Origin of the sequence: Phycicoccus sp. Soil748 (assembly GCF_001428025.1) — a bacterium.
In the GTDB taxonomy this organism is placed as follows: domain Bacteria; phylum Actinomycetota; class Actinomycetes; order Actinomycetales; family Dermatophilaceae; genus Pedococcus.
In genome coordinates this window covers 27,807-42,671 of the sequence record NZ_LMSC01000010.1, presented here as the reverse complement: position 1 = coordinate 42,671, position 14,865 = coordinate 27,807, and the positions used below count along the sequence as shown (strand labels likewise).

Below are 14,865 nucleotides of genomic sequence, written 5' to 3'. Positions count from 1 at the left end.
CCCACACCGCCTGCGGGAACAAGCCACCCATCACCCGCTTGACCAACCTGTCAGGTCAGTACACCTAGACGCCCCTCGCCTGCCGACCCGGCGGCCGGGTGGCAGACTTCGAGACATGCCCAGCAGCGACCGCATCGACCGCGTCGCCATGCTCAGCGTGCACACCTCTCCGCTGGAGCAGCCGGGCACCGGTGACGCGGGCGGCCTCAACGTCTACGTCGTCGAGGTGGCGCACCAGCTCGCTGCCCGCGGCGTCGAGGTGGAGATCTTCACCCGCACCACCACGGCCGACCAGCCGCCGACCGTCGAGCTCGAGCCCGGGGTGCTCGTCCGGCACGTCACCGCCGGCCCCTACGAGGGGCTGGGCAAGAACGACCTGCCCGGCCAGCTCTGCGCGTTCGCAGCGGGGGTGATGCGCACCGGTGCCCACGCCCCGGAGGACCACTACAGCCTCGTGCACTCCCACTACTGGCTCTCGGGCCAGGTCGGGTGGCTCGCGGCCGACCGGTGGCAGGTGCCGCTGGTCCACACCATGCACACCATGGCGCGGGTCAAGAACCTCCACCTCGCGGGCGGTGACGACCCCGAGCCGTCGGGCCGCGAGATCGGCGAGGTCCAGGTGGTCGAGGCCGCCGACCGCCTCATCGCCAACACCTCGGGCGAGCGGTCCGAGCTGATCGAGCTCTACGCCGCCGAGCCCGAGAAGGTGGTCGTCGTGCCTCCCGGCGTCGACCTGACCCTCTTCTCTCCCGGCGACCAGCGCCAAGCCCGTGCGCAGGTCGGCCTGCCGCTCGACGCGAAGGTGCTGCTCTTCGTGGGGCGCATCCAGCCGTTGAAGGCGCCGGAGGTGCTCGTGCAGGCGGCTGCCGAACTGCTGGCCCGGCACCCGCACTGGCGCGGCGAGCTCGTCGTGGCCGTCCTCGGCGGCCCGAGCGGCTCAGGCCTGGCGCACCCGCAGTCGCTGCAGGAGCTCGCGACCGGGCTGGGCGTGCAGGGCCAGGTCAGGTTCGTCCCACCGGTGCCGCGGACCGAGCTGGCGCAGTGGTACCGCGCCGCCGACCTCGTCGCCGTGCCCTCCTACTCCGAGTCGTTCGGGCTCGTGGCGGTCGAGGCGCAGGCCTGCGGCACCCCGGTCGTGGCCGCGCGGGTCGGTGGCCTGCCGTCCGCGGTGGGGGAGGCCGGAGTGCTGGTGGACGGGCACGACATACCGGTGTGGGCGGACGCGCTGGAAGGGCTGCTGGTGGACCCGGAAACGCGAAAGGCGCTGTCGCACAAGGCGGTCGAGCACGCCGCGTTGTTCGGGTGGGACCGGACGGCGGAGCGGCTCTACGAGGTCTACGTCGAGGCGAAGCGGGCGCGCGCCCGCTCGCAGGAGACGCCGCAGCCCCAGGGCGCCCTCCAGGGCGTGCCCGCGGCGGTGGTCCCGTGAGCCGGCTGGACGAGGTCCTCGAGGAGTTCCTCCGCGAGGCCGGGCTCGAGTGGGAGCAGGGTGCCCGCCGGGGTGAGTACGTCGTGACGCTGCCGGGGGAGAAGAAGCTCAAGACGGTCGTCTCCCTCGTCGTCGGCGCCGACTCGCTGTCGGTGTCGGCGTTCGTCATCCGCAACCCCGACGAGAACCACGAGGAGTTCTACCGCTACCTGCTGCGCAAGAACCTGCGCCTGCCCGGCCTCGCCTACGCGGTCGACGGCTCGGGCGACGTCTACGTGACCGGCAGGCTCCCGGCGGCCGGCGTGGACGCGGCCTACCTCGACCAGGTGGTCGGTGCGCTGCTCGACGCGGCTGACTCCCACTTCAACGAGCTCCTGGCCCTCGGGTTCATCACGAGCATGCGCAAGGAGTGGGAGTGGCGGGTCTCGCGTGGGGAGTCGCTGCGCAACCTGGAGGCGTTCCGGCACCTGCTCGCCCGCCCGGGCGACCCTGCTCCGGCACCCCACCCCGCCTGAGACGGGTCCTGCGCCCGCCGACAGGCGGTCACTAGGCTGCTCCCCATGGCATACACGCTCATCCTCCTGCGCCACGGGCACTCCGAATGGAACGCCAAGAACCTCTTCACCGGCTGGGTCGACGTCGACCTCAACGACCAGGGGAGGCAGGAGGCCGTCGACGGCGGGAAGCTGTTGAAGGACAAGGGAGTGCTGCCGACCGTGCTGCACACCTCGGTGCTGCGTCGGGCCATCACCACCGCCAACCTCGCGCTCGACGCCGCCGACCGCCACTGGATCCCGGTGCGCCGCGACTGGAGGCTCAACGAGCGGCACTACGGAGCCCTCCAGGGCCTCGACAAGGCGGCCACCCGCGAGAAGTACGGCGACGAGCAGTTCATGCTCTGGCGTCGCTCGTTCGACACCCCGCCGCCGCCGATCGAGGTCGGCTCGGAGTTCGACCAGACCGGCGACCCGCGGTACGCCGGGGTCGAGGTGCCCCGCACCGAGTGCCTCAAGGACGTCATCGCCCGGATGATGCCCTACTGGGAGGGCGCCATCCAGGACGACCTGCGCGCCGGCGAGACGGTGCTCGTCACCGCACACGGCAACAGCCTGCGTGCGCTGGTCAAGCACCTCGACCGGATCAGCGACGAGGACATCGCCGCCCTCAACATCCCGACCGGCCAGCCGCTGGTCTACACCCTCGGCGACGACTTCATGCCGACGAAGCCGGGCGAGTACCTCGACCCCGAGGCGGCGGCCGAGGCGGCCGCCGCCGTCGCCAACCAGGGCCGCTAGGGACGGTTGGGCGCCTCGGCCCCCAGCCACGAGTCGCTGCTGGCCAGGTCGAGGGGCCAGAGCCCGAGCTGCCTGCCCTGCGCGTCGTAGGAGGCCACCTCGTACGGCGTGTTGTCGCTGTTCCACACCGGCACCGTCACCCGGGCCGAGCCGTCGACGACCGGGACCTTGGGGCTCGAGGGGTAGATGGTCGGGCTGCCCGACACCAGCTGCACGCTGGCCGCCTTCGGCGCGAACACCTGGGCGGACGTCGTGGTCTGGCGCAGGTCGGTCCCACGCAGGACGAACGGTCGCTGGCCGGCGCTGCTGGAGTTTATCGGCGTGCCGTCCGACAGCTCGATCGTCGAGGCGCTGGTGCCGTTCTTCGCGATGATCGACAGCAGGGCGCTGCGCACCGTCGTCCCGCCCACCGCGGTGTCGACCACCGTGAGCCGCAGGGTGGAGCCAGACGCGTTCTCGGCACCCACCAGCCGGGCGACGGCCGGGTCGACCGGTCCGTCGTAGACCGTGGCCGGCGCCGCGTCCGCCGACGGCACCCCCAGCACCGTCGCGACGCCCGAGGCCATGGCGGCCTCGGCCTTGGCCAGGTAGTCCGCCCCGGTGCACGACAGGCAGATCGAGGTGCCGTCGTCCGGACGGGTGGTGCGGCCCATGAGGGTCACGGGGTTGGAGCTCTTCCCGACGACGCGCACCCGGACGAGCCTGGCCGGGGCGTCGGAGAGGGGGCCCGACCAGACGCCGTCCGTGAGCTGCTCCAGGCGGTAGTCGGCGCGCGTCACCGTCCCGTCTGGGTCGATGCGGACCGTCGGTGACACCCCGACGGTGCGGACCGACGGCGCGGCGAGCACGACGAGTCGTGAGTCGTTGTCCGCGTGCTCGCGCAGGCTCACCAGGTCGTCCAGCCCGCCGGAGGCGGAGGACACCTCCACGAGGTCGGTGGCCGCCGCTCCCCGGGGTCCGGAGTACATGGTCAGGGTCCCGTCCGTCCCGCTCTCTGGTGACCAGGCGACCACCACCCGCGTGGTGTCGAGGTCGGCGGCGTACAGGATGCGTGCGGGGCCGAACTGGTCGCGGACGGCGGTGAGGAAGGCGGCGTTCGTCGCCAGCCCACCCCGGGTCGGCCACGTCGACAGCGTGTTCCACCGCGGGTCCGAGGGGCCCGGCACGACCTGGGAGTGCTTGGCCGGGGTGGTGCGGTGGTCGTCGCCGCGCACCAGCGACGGCACGATGACCGCGACCGCGGCAATGGCCGCCACGGCGCCGACCGCGCCGGCCCGGCGACGACGACGGCTGGTGACGACGGCACCGGCCACGCGCTGGTAGGGGTCGAAGACGGGTCCGTCGACCTCGTCGGCGCGGGAGGACAGCACCTCGCGCAGTTGGTTCTCGATGCTCATGACAGGCTCCTCTCGGCGGTGCCCTGGGTCTGCTGGAGTACGGCGCGCAGCCGCTCGAGGCCGCGTGAGGCCTGGCTCTTCACCGAGCCGGTCGACATGCCGAGCGCCTCGGCCGTGTCGGCCTCCGACAGGTCGTCGAAGTAGCGCAGCACCACCACCGCCCGCATGCGCGGGGGAAGGGCGAGCACCGCGCGGGCGACCTCGTCACGGGTGTCGTACGCGGCGTACGCGTCACCGCGGGCGCGGTCGGCGTGGGCGGGCACCTCGCCGAAGGTCTCGGCGACGCGGCGGCGGCGCCACCACGAGGCGGACTCGTTCGCGAGTGCGGCCCGGGTGTAGGCGTACGGCGAGCCGGCGTGGGCGACGTGGCCCCAGCGCCGGTGCACCTTGACCAGGACGGTCTGCACCAGGTCCTCGGCGCGGCCCTGGTCGCCGGTGAGCAGGAACGCCGTACGCACCAGGGAGTGCCACCGCGCCTGCACGAACTGGCGGAACTCCTCCTCGCCGTCCGTATCCATCCCGGTCCCCCTCGCGCCGGCCGACCGGATGTCGGCACCTGACCCCTAGACGCCGGTCAGCATCCCCCAGGTTGAGAGGTTTCGGAGAAACTTTCGGGTTCTCCGGTGGGTCACGCGCGGGTGGGCTGGTCTTCCTGCTCCTCGTGGTCCTCGGCGACGTCCCACTCGCCGGTGACGAGGTAGACGACCCGGTGGGCCACGGAGACGGCGTGGTCGGCGAAGCGCTCGTAGTAGCGCCCGACCAACGTCATGTCGACGGCCGCCTCGGTGCCGTGCTGCCACGACCCGTCGATGAGGTGGCTGAACAGCTCACGATGCAGCTCGTCCATGGCGTCGTCGTCGCGCTCGAGGGTCTTGGCGTCCTCGACGTCCTTGGCGGCGATGACCTGCCCGCACTTGGCCACGATCCGCTCGGCGACCTGGCCCATCTGCAGGATGGTGGCGCGGATGTCGGCGGGGACGGCCGACTCGGGGTAGCGCAGCCGCGCGACCTTGGCGACGTGGCGCGCGAGGTCGCCCATGCGCTCGAGGTCGGCGCTCATGCGCATCGACGTCACGACCATGCGCAGGTCGGTGGCGACCGGCTGCTGCCGGGCGAGGAGGTCGATCGAGAGGGCGTCGAGGCCCTCTCGCAGGCGGTCGAGCTCCTTGTCGGCGTGGATGACCGACTCGGCCAGCTGGATGTCGGCGTCGAGGAGGGCGGTGGTCGCTCGAGACATGGCCGAGCCCGCGAGGCGGGTCATCTCGACCAGCTGGTCGGAGATCGTGTCGAGGTCCTCGTGGAAGGCGTCGCGCATTACATCCCTAGCGTGAGTGCGGTCTACGTGCGAGCCGAGGCTCCCACGGGGCAGTGAACGGTCGGATGACCTCAGGTGAACATCTGGGGGCCGTCCGCAGGGGCCCCTGCTTTCGTGCGCGGATGGGTATGGCGCGCACCGTACATTGGGAACCGTGGATGCGACCACTGCCGCCGTGCTGGCCGGGTTCGCCGGTCTGCTCACCGGCGCCCTGGCCGTCGTCGCGGTGCGCTACTCCGAGCGGCAGCAGCGCAGCGTCCCCCCGAGCCCGGCGCCCACGCCGCTCCCCGCAGGAGTCGGCGACGTCCTTGCGGTCCTGCGCTCGAGCGCGATCGTCGTGGACTCCGCCGACGCCGTCATCAAGACCTCACCGGCTGCCGTCGCCTACGGCCTGGTCCGCGGGAGCGAGCTCGTCCACGCCGAGCTGCGCCACCTCGCGCGCCAGGTGCGCCGCGACGGCGTGATCCGGGAGTCGCAGCTCGAGCTGCCCCGCGGCCCCCTCGGGCAGGGGCGCTCGATCATGCAGGCGCGCGTGGCGCCGTTGGGCGCCAACCACATCCTGCTCCTCGTCGAGGACCACACCCAGGCCCGTCGGGTCGAGGAGGTCCGCCGCGACTTCGTGGCCAACGTCAGCCACGAGCTCAAGACCCCGGTCGGGGGCATCGGCCTGCTCGCCGAGGCGATCCTCGACGCCAAGGACGACCCCGAGGCCGTGGAGCGCTTCGCCAGCCGCATGCAGGTCGAGAGCCACCGCCTCGCCCGGCTCGTCAAGGAGATCGTGGACCTCTCCAGGCTGCAGGTGGCCGACACCCTCCACGAACCGCGTCTGGTCGACGTGACCGCGGCGGTGCACGAGGCCATCGACTACTCGCGGGTCGGCGCCGACGCCAAGCAGATCGAGATCGCCGAGGCCTGCGCGCCCGACCTCAAGGTCTTCGGCGACGAGGACCTGCTCGTCACCGCGGTGCGCAACCTCGTCGGCAACGCGGTCGCCTACTCCGATCCCGGCACCCGCGTCGCCGTGGGCGGGAGGCTCAACGGCGAGATGGTCGAGGTCACGGTCACCGACCAGGGCCAGGGCATCCCCGAGGCCGAGCAGCAGCGCATCTTCGAGCGCTTCTACCGCGTCGACGCGGCGAGGTCGCGGGCGACCGGCGGCACGGGCCTCGGCCTCGCCATCGTCAAGCACATCTGCGCCAACCACGGCGGTGACGTGACGGTCTGGAGCGAGGAGGGCCGCGGGTCGACGTTCACCATCCGGCTGCCCGCTGCCGCCGACCGCTCCGGCGGCGCCACCCCTGCCCACCCCCACCCGGTCGCCGCCCCGGCGGACCCGGACCAGCCCCAAGGAGAAGCCCCCGCATGACCCGCATCCTGGTCGTCGAGGACGAGGTCTCGTTCTCGGACCCGCTGTCCTACCTCCTGCGCAAGGAGGGGTACGAGGTGGCCGTCGCCGAGACGGGGCCCGCGGCCCTCGAGGACTTCGACCGCGCCGGCGCCGACCTCGTCCTGCTCGACCTCATGCTGCCCGGCCTGTCGGGCACCGAGGTGTGCCGGGCGCTGCGCCAGCGCTCCAACGTGCCGGTCATCATGCTCACGGCCAAGGACAGCGAGATCGACAAGGTCGTGGGCCTCGAGATCGGCGCCGACGACTACGTCACCAAGCCGTACTCCTCCCGCGAGCTCCTCGCCCGCATCAAGGCGGTGCTGCGGCGCCTCTCCGAGCCCGAGGACCTCATGCCGGCGACGATCGAGGCCGGTCCGGTACGGATGGACGTCGAGCGCCACATCGTCACCGTCGGCGGCAGCACCACCCAGCTGCCGCTCAAGGAGTTCGAGCTGCTGGAGATGCTGCTGCGCAACACCGGCCGCGTGCTCACGCGTATGCAGCTGATCGACCGGGTGTGGGGCAGCGACTACGTGGGCGACACCAAGACCCTCGACGTCCACGTCAAACGCCTGCGCGCCAAGATCGAGCCGGACCCCGCCGAGCCGCGCTACATCGTCACCGTGCGCGGCCTGGGCTACAAGTTCGAGTCGGACTGACCCTTCAGGGCGTGGCGGTGGCCGACGGCGCGGCCGTCGGGGACATCGTCGAGTAGTAGCCCACGGCGGGGAGCACCGGCACGGTCACCACGGCGGCAGGGGCCGCCGGCGACTGGACGGTGAGCGTGATGACGTCGCCGGGGTTGACCGGCACCGAGGGGAGCTGGACCTGCGAGCCCTCGGACAGGCGCTCCTGGGAGTACGCCTTCGTCTCGGCGTAGACCGGCTGGCCCTCCGGTAGGGCGAACGCCAGTCGCTGGGCGTCGGCGCTCTTGTTGCTCACCGACGCGGACAGCACGCCGGGCTTGTCCTTGCCCGCGCTGATGACCACGAGGTCGCGCAGCTGGACCGGGCCGAGGTCGACGGCGACCCCGTCGGCGGGCTGGTAGGGGTAGTCGGTCTGCACCGGCGACTGCGTCTGGCAGGCCGACAGGGCCAGTGCAGCACCCACTGCAGCCACGGGGAGGAGTCGACGCAGGGACGTGGGGCGGCCTGCGGAGCGGGCGGCCAGTGGGGTTCGGCGCATCACGGGGGACAGCCTACCGGGCCACCGCTCCGGAGCGCGCACCCGTGCGCGTTGCACGGGAGCAGCGGTTCTGTCAAGACCGAATTGGTTGCCCGACAAGGCATTTGCACGCCTCTGACCAGCACAAATGCAATTCTGCTGGCTTTCCCGGGACCGGCGTGTCGTGATATTCTGAGGGTCGCGAAAGGGGAAAACAGCACATGGTTTTCAAGGTCGGCGAGACGGTCGTGTACCCCCACCACGGGGCTGCACTGATCGAAGAAATCAACACCCGCACGATCAAGGGCGAGGAGAAGATCTACCTCAAGCTCAAGGTGGCCCAGGGCGACCTGACGATCGAGGTTCCTGCAGAGAACTGCGAGGACATCGGCGTCCGGGACGTCGTCGGACAGGAGGGCCTCGACAAGGTCTTCGCCGTCCTGCGCGCCCCCCACACCGAGGAGCCGACCAACTGGTCGCGCCGTTACAAGGCCAACCTCGAGAAGCTCGCCTCCGGCGACGTCATCAAGGTGGCCGAGGTCGTCCGCGACCTGTGGCGCCGGGACAAGGACCGCGGGCTCTCCGCCGGTGAGAAGCGCATGCTCGCCAAGGCCCGCCAGATCCTCGTCTCCGAGCTGGCTCTCGCAGAGAAGACGAACGAGGACAAGGCCGAGGCCATCCTCGACGAGGTCCTCGCCTCCTGAACGCCGCAGTCGTCCTCGTGGCCGGTGGCCGCGGGGCCAGGCTCGGTGCGAGTGAGCCCAAGGCGTTCGTCGCCCTGGGTGGCAGGTCGCTCCTGGAGCACGCCGTCGAGCGTGCACTGGGTGCACCCGAGGTCTCACACGTGATCGTGGTCGCGCCCGCCTCCCACCTCAGGGAGGCGGGCGCGATCGCGTCCCGCAGCGCGCGCCCGCATGACGTCGACGTCGTGGCCGGGGGGGCCGAGCGCACCGATTCGGTGGCCGCCGGCCTGCGCGCCCTGCGGACGGACGACGGCATCGTCCTGGTGCACGACGCAGCCCGCTGCCTGGCGCCGTCGTCGCTGTTCAGCCGGCTGGTCCACGAGGTGCGCTCCGGTCACCCGGCCGTGGTCCCGGGCCTCCTGGTGACCGACACCATCAAGCAGGTCGACTCGCGCGGGGTCGTCGTGGCCACACCCGACCGTGCCGCGCTGCGCGCCGTACAGACCCCGCAGGCCTTCCTGCGTGAGGTCCTGGAGCACGCCCACGCGGCGGGGGTCCACGCCACCGACGACGCCGCGCTGGTCGAGGCGGCCGGTGGGCACGTGCGCGTCGTGGAGGGTGACCGCCTGGCGTTCAAGGTGACGACGCCGGACGACCTCGCGACCGCCCAGCGCCACCTCGACGACGCCTAGTCAGGCCGACCGCTCGAGGGCTGCGCGCACCTCGTCCCACGAGGTGACCGGCCCGTGCGGCGCCGGCGCGTGCAGGGTGCTGATCCAGCCGTCGACGAGCGTGCCCCGCTCGACCAGCAGGTCGGGGACGAACGTGGGAACCGGGAAGCCCGTGCGCCACACCGGCTTGGCGCTGCCCCAGTTGCCGGCGTGGGCCTCCCAGCGCACCGTCTGCCAGCCGAGGTCCTCGAACGCGTGGCGCACGACCACGCGGACGGCGTCGGTCATCACGCCGCGGCCGCGGAAGTCCTGGTGCGTGGCGTAGCCGAGCGACCCCGCGCCGGCGTCGACCTCGAGGACGCGGAGGTCGATCGAGCCCGCGTAGGCGCCGTCGACCTCGATCGCCCAGCAGATCTGGTCGGGTGAGGGAGCGGTGAACTCGGTGACGTAGGACAGCGCCATCTCGGGGGTGTAGCCGAGCGGGACCGTCGTGTAGCGCTGCGCCAGCGGGTCCGTCGCGCGCTGGAAGACACCCTCGGCGTCGGACTCGCGGTGGGGACGCAGGGTCACCAGGTCGCCGGACAGCACGGGGATCGCCAGGGGTTCGCTCATGCGCGGCAACGCTATCCGTCACGTCGGCGCTGTCCACCGGATTACCGGCGACGGTGGTTGGATGGCGCCATGGTGAAGCCAGGGATGCCGCGCACGGGGATCGGGGTCGACGTCCACGGCTTCTCCGCCGACCCGACCCGCGAGCTGTGGGTGGCCGGACTGCTCTGGCCGGGCGAGGTCGGGCTCGAGGGGCACTCCGACGCCGACGTGGCGTGCCACGCGGCGTGCGACGCACTCTTCTCTGCCGCGGGAATCGGTGACCTCGGTCTGCACTTCGGCACCGACCGGCCCGAGCTCGCCGGCGCCTCGGGGCGGACCCTGCTCACGGAGGCCGCCCGCCTGGTGCGGGAGGCCGGGTACGAGGTGGGCAACCTGGCGGTGCAGGTGATCGGCAACCGTCCCAAGATCGGCACCCGGCGACACCTTGCAGAGCAGGCGATGTCGGCCTCGGTCGACGCGCCGGTGTCGCTCAGCGGCACCACCACCGAGGGGCTGGGCCTCACCGGGCGGGGCGAGGGCGTCGCCGCCATCGCGACCGCGCTGGTCTACCCGGTCTGAGCCGAGGAGTACGGCTCGGCCGGCTGCGCCGGCGCCTGCGGTGCGCGTCCCTTGAGCACGGCGAGGACCAGCAGGACGAGCCCGGCGGTGTTCACGAGCCACAGGCCCCCTTGGACCCATCCGTAGGTGCGCGCCTTGAGGGCGAGCGGGGTCCCCGCGTCCCAGAGCATCCACTGCAGCGCGAGCATCCCCCCGAACCGGGCCAGCGCGAGGAGCCCGAGGCCCGCGGCGGCACGCTTGGCCCACGCCGTGCCACGCCCGCGGGACAGGACCGCGCCGGCCGCGCCGAGGAGCAGCAGGATGGAGAGCACGTCCAGCACGTTGACCCCACGGATGTCGAACTGTCCCAGCATGGTTCCCCCTGATCGTCCCTGCAGCGCCGCAGCAGAGCGGCGCAGTGTGCGGCGACAGCGTAGGACGAGCGGGCCCCAGCGGGCTGGAACGCCTTCCGCCGTTTCGGCTCGGGACCCTCCCCGCAGGTAGCCTTGCGCGCGTGAGTCTTCGCCTGTACGACACCGCCACGCGCGAGCTGCGTGAGTTCACCCCGCTGGTTCCCGGCAAGGTGGGCATCTACATCTGTGGGCTCACCACGCAGAGCCAGCCCCACATCGGCCACGTGCGCTTCGCCGTGGCGTTCGACGTGCTGCGCCGCTGGCTCGAGGGGCGCCACGGCTACGACGTGACGCTGGTGCGCAACGTCACCGACATCGACGACAAGATCCTCGCCAAGTCCGCCGAGGCGGGGGAGGAGTGGTTCGCCCTCTCCTACCGCAACGAGGTGGCGACGGCGGCGGCGCTCGCGTCGCTCGGGGTGCTGCTCCCGACCTACGAGCCGCGGGCCACCGGCCACGTCCCGGAGATGATCGAGCTCATGGAGACGCTCGTCGAGAAGGGCCACGCGTATGCCGCGCCGGACGGCAGCGGCGACGTCTACTTCGACGTCAAGAGCTTCCCCGAGTACGGCTCGCTGACCCACCAGAGGATCGAGGACATGGAGGCGGCGCAGGACGCCGACCCGCGCGGCAAGCGCGACCCCCGTGACTTCGCCCTGTGGAAGGGCCGCAAGGAGTCCGAGCCGGCCACCGCCTCGTGGGCGACGCCCTTCGGCATCGGGCGACCGGGGTGGCACCTGGAGTGCTCGGCCATGGCGCGCAAGTACCTCGGTGACGCGTTCGACATCCACGGCGGTGGCGTGGACCTGCGCTTCCCCCACCACGAGAACGAGCAGGCGCAGTCGCACGCGGCCGGCCTCGGGTTCGCGAGCTTCTGGCTGCACAACGCGTGGGTGACGCTGGGCGGCGAGAAGATGAGCAAGTCGCTCGGCAACAGCCTGGTCGTCTCCGAGGTCACCAAGACCGCGCGCCCGCTGGCGCTGCGCTACTACCTGACTGCCGCCCACTACCGCTCCACCATCGACTTCTACGAGGGCTCGCTGCGCGAGGCCGAGGCCACCGTCGAGCGCATCGAGGGCTTCCTGACCCGCGCCGTCCGCGCGCTGCCCGACGGCACCTCCACGACCCCGGATCCCGCGCGGGTCCCGGACGGGTTCGCCGCGGCTATGGACGACGACCTCAACGTCTCAGGGGCGCTGGCCGTCGTGCACGAGACCGTGCGGGCCGGCAACACCGCGCTGGACGACGGCGACACCGAGGCCCTGCTGGCGGCGTTCGAGGCCGTGGTCGCGATGACCGACCTGCTGGGCGTCAACCCGCTCGACCCGCACTGGGGAGCCGACACCACGCCCGGCTCCGGCGACGCGCAGGGCGCCCTCGACGCCCTCGTGCAGGTGCAGCTCGAGGCCCGGGCAGCCGCCCGGGCCGCCCGGGACTTCGCCACGGCCGACGCGATCCGCGACCAGCTCGGTCGCGCCGGGATCGTCATCGAGGACACCGCATCGGGAGCGAACTGGTCGCTGGCCCGGCGGGACAACGAAGAGACAGGCGACATCTGATGGCAGGCAACTCCCAGCGCCGCGGCGCAGTCCGCAAGGGCGCGTCCAAGAAGGGTGCGTCGGTCGGCTCCGGCGGCCAGCGCCGACGTGGCCTCGAGGGCAAGGGTCCTACGCCTCGTGCCGAGGACCGCCCCAACCACAAGGCCCACAAGATGGCCAAGGCCGCCGCGAAGAGCGGGGGGCCGTCCTCGCGCGGCACCGGCTCCCGCGGCGGTGGCGGCCGACGCTCCGGCGGCAAGGCGTCCAGCGAGATCGTGGCCGGCCGCAACTCCGTCGTCGAGGCGCTGCGCGCCGACGTGCCGGTGACGACGATGTACGTCGCGGGCCGCATCGACGCCGACGACCGGGTGCGTGAGGCGCTCAAGACCGCGACGGCCAAGGGCATCGCGGTGCTGGAGACCCCCCGCGGCGAGCTCGACCGGCTCACCGACGGCGCGGTCCACCAGGGCCTGGCACTGCAGGTGCCGCCGTACGAGTACGCCCACCCGCAGGACTTCATCGACCCGCAGGCGCCCGGAATCCCGCTCGTCGTCGCGCTCGACGGCATCACCGACCCCCGCAACCTGGGCGCGATCATCCGCTCGGTGGCAGCGTTCGGCGGACACGGTGTCGTCGTGCCGGAGCGCCGCTCGGTCGGCATGACGGCCAGCGCGTGGAAGACCTCCGCCGGAGCTGCTGCCCGCGTGCCGGTTGCGTTGGCCTCCAACCTGACCCGCGCCCTCGAGGAGTACCGCAAGGCGGGCTTCTTCGTCCTCGGCCTCGACATGGACGGCGACGTCGAGCTGCCAGGTCTGGAGCTGGCGACCGAGCCGATCGTCATCGTCGTGGGGTCGGAGGGCAAGGGTCTGTCGCGGCTCGTGCGCGAGACCTGCGACCAGATCGTGTCGATCCCCATGTCGGCGGCGACCGAGTCCCTCAACGCGGGCATCGCAGCGGGGGTCACCCTCTACGAGGTGGCTCGGCGCAGGGCGCAGGCGGGCTGAATCCCACCCAAGCGCACAGGGGTCCGATAGCGTTCCCGTTCGTCGCGCCCATTGGGGGGAGCGGCGCCCACCACGCTGGAAGGGAACAGCATGTCTGACTACGGAACCCCGCCTCCGCCCCCACCCGGGCCCGAGAGCAACTACGGGCAGATGCCCCAGATGAGCCAGGGCGGGTCGGCGCAGGCCGCGGCCGTCCGCCCGCCGGCGATGGACCAGGCAGTCATGCTGATGAAGGTCGGCGCCGGCCTCAGTTTCCTCGGCCTGCTGCTGGCGCTCCTGAGCCGCGGCACCATCCGTGACGCGGTCGAGAAGGCCTCGCAGAGCAGCGCCACCCCGATGAGCCAGTCGCAGATCGACGCGGCGGTCACCGCCGGCGTCGCCTTCGGCATCGTCGCCGGCCTCATCGGCGTCGCGCTGTGGCTGTGGATGGCCTCGGCCAACGGCAAGGGCAAGTCCTGGGCCCGCATCGTCGCGACGGTGTTCTTCGCCATCAGCGTGCTGAGCTTCCTCGCCAGCCTGATCCAGGCCCAGCCCCTGCTGACCCGGCTGCTCGCCGTCGTGCAGGTGCTGCTCGGGGCCTACATCATCTTCCTGATCTACAAGAAGGAGTCGTCGGAGTTCTACCGCGCCGCGTCCGCGCCGCGGGCCTGACGCAGGAGAGACCGACAGCACGGGCTGCACGACTGCACCGACACCGAGAGGGCGGTGACCACCGAAGGGTGGTCACCGCCCTCTCGCGTGGGCAGCGGGTCTCCCGTGTGGCGGTCAGCCCCTGGGGACCTCGACCACGACGGTGGAGAGCACCTTGTCGGCGAACGTCTGGCGCTTCTCGTCCCACAGGGGCCAGAGGTAGCCGATGTAGAAGAAGCCGTCGAGGACGTGCGCGAGGTCGCGGACGAAGGCCATGCCCGCGCCGATCGGCTGGCCCGTGCGCTCGTCGACCAGCTTGAGCCCCAGCACCTTCTTGCCGATGCTCTGCCCTGTGCGGCCCTGCTTGAAGCTGCGGTTCCAGATCTGGATGCCGAGCATGGCCGCGAAGCCCAGCAGGGCCAGCAGCCCCCCGGCCACCATGAGGCCGACACTGCCCTCGTCGGTCGTGGCCGTGGTCATGGCACCGGTCGCCGCGTCGTAGCGCGAGGTGCTGTCGGGGGCGCCGGCGATGAACAGCACGAGGCCGATGACGTAGGGCACCATCCCGATGAGCTGCACCAGCGTGTCGATGAGCATCGCCCCGACGCGCGAGCCCCAGCCGGCGAGCGGTCCCCAGGGCCCCTGACCGGGGACGTGGGGGTATGCGGCGGCACCGCCGTACTGGGGCGCCTGCCACGCCTGGTCGGGCGCCTGCCAGGCCTGACCGGCGGCCGGCTGCCCCGGGGGCGAGGCGGCCGGCGGTGGCGGTGGGTAGGACTGGTCGGTCATG

18 protein-coding genes are annotated in these 14,865 nt (G+C 72.0%); 11 read left to right on the top strand and 7 right to left on the bottom strand.

Annotation, left to right across the window (positions count from 1 at the left end; translation table 11 throughout):
• The first annotated feature begins 115 nt into the window (after positions 1 to 115).
• From mshA to ASG70_RS16195, 3 genes are read left to right on the top strand one after another with little or no spacing between them, the layout of a single operon-like run.
• A complete protein-coding gene (gene mshA / locus ASG70_RS16205; protein WP_056884899.1) occupies positions 116 to 1,429 on the top strand; it encodes a D-inositol-3-phosphate glycosyltransferase in 1,314 nt (437 codons plus the stop codon).
• Positions 1,426 to 1,944: a YbjN domain-containing protein gene (locus ASG70_RS16200; RefSeq protein ID WP_056884898.1), complete on the top strand. Its 519-nt coding sequence runs from the start codon at positions 1,426 to 1,428 to the stop codon at positions 1,942 to 1,944. The genes mshA and ASG70_RS16200 overlap by 4 nt, the downstream gene beginning before the upstream one ends.
• 45 nt (positions 1,945 to 1,989) lie before the next feature.
• The gene (locus ASG70_RS16195) at positions 1,990 to 2,724 is read left to right on the top strand and encodes a phosphoglyceromutase (RefSeq protein ID WP_056884897.1); all 735 of its coding nucleotides are present in this window, start codon (positions 1,990 to 1,992) and stop codon (positions 2,722 to 2,724) included.
• On the opposite strand, the gene ASG70_RS16190 is transcribed toward ASG70_RS16195, so the two are convergent.
• From ASG70_RS16190 to phoU, 3 genes are all read right to left on the bottom strand, one after another.
• Positions 2,721 to 4,121 carry a hypothetical protein gene (locus tag ASG70_RS16190; RefSeq protein WP_056884896.1) on the bottom strand — a complete coding sequence of 467 codons (1,401 nt, stop codon included), beginning with the start codon at positions 4,119 to 4,121 and terminating at the stop codon, positions 2,721 to 2,723. The genes ASG70_RS16195 and ASG70_RS16190 overlap by 4 nt on opposite strands.
• Positions 4,118 to 4,639, bottom strand: a complete 522-nt coding sequence (locus ASG70_RS16185; protein WP_056884895.1) for a SigE family RNA polymerase sigma factor — start codon at positions 4,637 to 4,639, stop codon at positions 4,118 to 4,120. Before ASG70_RS16185 ends, ASG70_RS16190 begins: the two co-directional genes overlap by 4 nt.
• Before the next feature lie 110 nt (positions 4,640 to 4,749).
• The gene (gene phoU / locus ASG70_RS16180) at positions 4,750 to 5,436 is read right to left on the bottom strand and encodes a phosphate signaling complex protein PhoU (RefSeq protein ID WP_056884894.1); all 687 of its coding nucleotides are present in this window, start codon (positions 5,434 to 5,436) and stop codon (positions 4,750 to 4,752) included.
• A 154-nt stretch (positions 5,437 to 5,590) separates the two neighbouring features.
• On the opposite strand from phoU, the gene ASG70_RS16175 reads away from it, so the two are divergent.
• Together ASG70_RS16175 and ASG70_RS16170 are read left to right on the top strand one after the other, a co-directional pair.
• Complete coding sequence (locus ASG70_RS16175) at positions 5,591 to 6,802, top strand: cell wall metabolism sensor histidine kinase WalK (RefSeq protein WP_082590934.1); 1,212 nt, start codon at positions 5,591 to 5,593, stop codon at positions 6,800 to 6,802.
• Positions 6,799 to 7,482 carry a response regulator transcription factor gene (locus tag ASG70_RS16170; protein WP_056884893.1) on the top strand — a complete coding sequence of 228 codons (684 nt, stop codon included), beginning with the start codon at positions 6,799 to 6,801 and terminating at the stop codon, positions 7,480 to 7,482. Before ASG70_RS16175 ends, ASG70_RS16170 begins: the two co-directional genes overlap by 4 nt.
• 4 nt (positions 7,483 to 7,486) lie before the next feature.
• Here ASG70_RS16170 and ASG70_RS16165 read toward each other — a convergent pair whose 3' ends face one another.
• Positions 7,487 to 7,942: a hypothetical protein gene (locus ASG70_RS16165; RefSeq protein WP_156400064.1), complete on the bottom strand. Its 456-nt coding sequence runs from the start codon at positions 7,940 to 7,942 to the stop codon at positions 7,487 to 7,489.
• A gap of 266 nt (positions 7,943 to 8,208) precedes the next feature.
• Between ASG70_RS16165 and ASG70_RS16160 the strand changes: the two genes are divergently transcribed.
• Both ASG70_RS16160 and ispD read left to right on the top strand, forming a co-directional pair.
• Positions 8,209 to 8,691 carry a CarD family transcriptional regulator gene (locus ASG70_RS16160; protein WP_056884891.1) on the top strand — a complete coding sequence of 161 codons (483 nt, stop codon included), beginning with the start codon at positions 8,209 to 8,211 and terminating at the stop codon, positions 8,689 to 8,691.
• 17 nt (positions 8,692 to 8,708) lie between these two features.
• Positions 8,709 to 9,362, top strand: coding sequence for a 2-C-methyl-D-erythritol 4-phosphate cytidylyltransferase (ispD, locus tag ASG70_RS16155; protein WP_235531548.1), 654 nt, complete (start codon positions 8,709 to 8,711; stop codon positions 9,360 to 9,362).
• On the opposite strand, the gene ASG70_RS16150 is transcribed toward ispD, so the two are convergent.
• Positions 9,363 to 9,953, bottom strand: a complete 591-nt coding sequence (locus tag ASG70_RS16150; RefSeq protein WP_056884889.1) for a GNAT family N-acetyltransferase — start codon at positions 9,951 to 9,953, stop codon at positions 9,363 to 9,365.
• A gap of 69 nt (positions 9,954 to 10,022) precedes the next feature.
• Between ASG70_RS16150 and ispF the strand changes: the two genes are divergently transcribed.
• Positions 10,023 to 10,511 (top strand): 2-C-methyl-D-erythritol 2,4-cyclodiphosphate synthase, encoded by a 489-nt coding sequence (ispF, locus tag ASG70_RS16145; protein WP_056884888.1) that lies wholly within the window; start codon positions 10,023 to 10,025, stop codon positions 10,509 to 10,511.
• Here ispF and ASG70_RS16140 read toward each other — a convergent pair.
• Positions 10,499 to 10,864, bottom strand: coding sequence for a hypothetical protein (locus ASG70_RS16140; RefSeq protein ID WP_056884887.1), 366 nt, complete (start codon positions 10,862 to 10,864; stop codon positions 10,499 to 10,501). The two genes, ispF and ASG70_RS16140, sit on opposite strands and share 13 nt — an antisense overlap.
• A gap of 140 nt (positions 10,865 to 11,004) precedes the next feature.
• Here ASG70_RS16140 and cysS point away from each other — a divergent pair, with 140 nt between their 5' ends.
• From cysS to ASG70_RS16125, 3 genes are all read left to right on the top strand, one after another.
• The gene (cysS, locus tag ASG70_RS16135) at positions 11,005 to 12,462 is read left to right on the top strand and encodes a cysteine--tRNA ligase (RefSeq protein ID WP_056884886.1); all 1,458 of its coding nucleotides are present in this window, start codon (positions 11,005 to 11,007) and stop codon (positions 12,460 to 12,462) included.
• On the top strand, positions 12,462 to 13,445 hold the full coding sequence (gene rlmB / locus ASG70_RS16130) for a 23S rRNA (guanosine(2251)-2'-O)-methyltransferase RlmB (RefSeq protein ID WP_056884885.1): 984 nt from the start codon (positions 12,462 to 12,464) through the stop codon (positions 13,443 to 13,445). Before cysS ends, rlmB begins: the two co-directional genes overlap by 1 nt.
• Positions 13,446 to 13,535: 90 nt before the next feature.
• A complete protein-coding gene (locus ASG70_RS16125; protein WP_156400063.1) occupies positions 13,536 to 14,096 on the top strand; it encodes a hypothetical protein in 561 nt (186 codons plus the stop codon).
• Positions 14,097 to 14,210: 114 nt separating this feature from the next.
• Here the strand turns inward: ASG70_RS16125 and ASG70_RS16120 are convergent, their stop codons facing one another.
• Positions 14,211 to 14,864: an RDD family protein gene (locus tag ASG70_RS16120; RefSeq protein ID WP_056884883.1), complete on the bottom strand. Its 654-nt coding sequence runs from the start codon at positions 14,862 to 14,864 to the stop codon at positions 14,211 to 14,213.
• Between the last annotated feature and the right edge of the window lies 1 nt (position 14,865).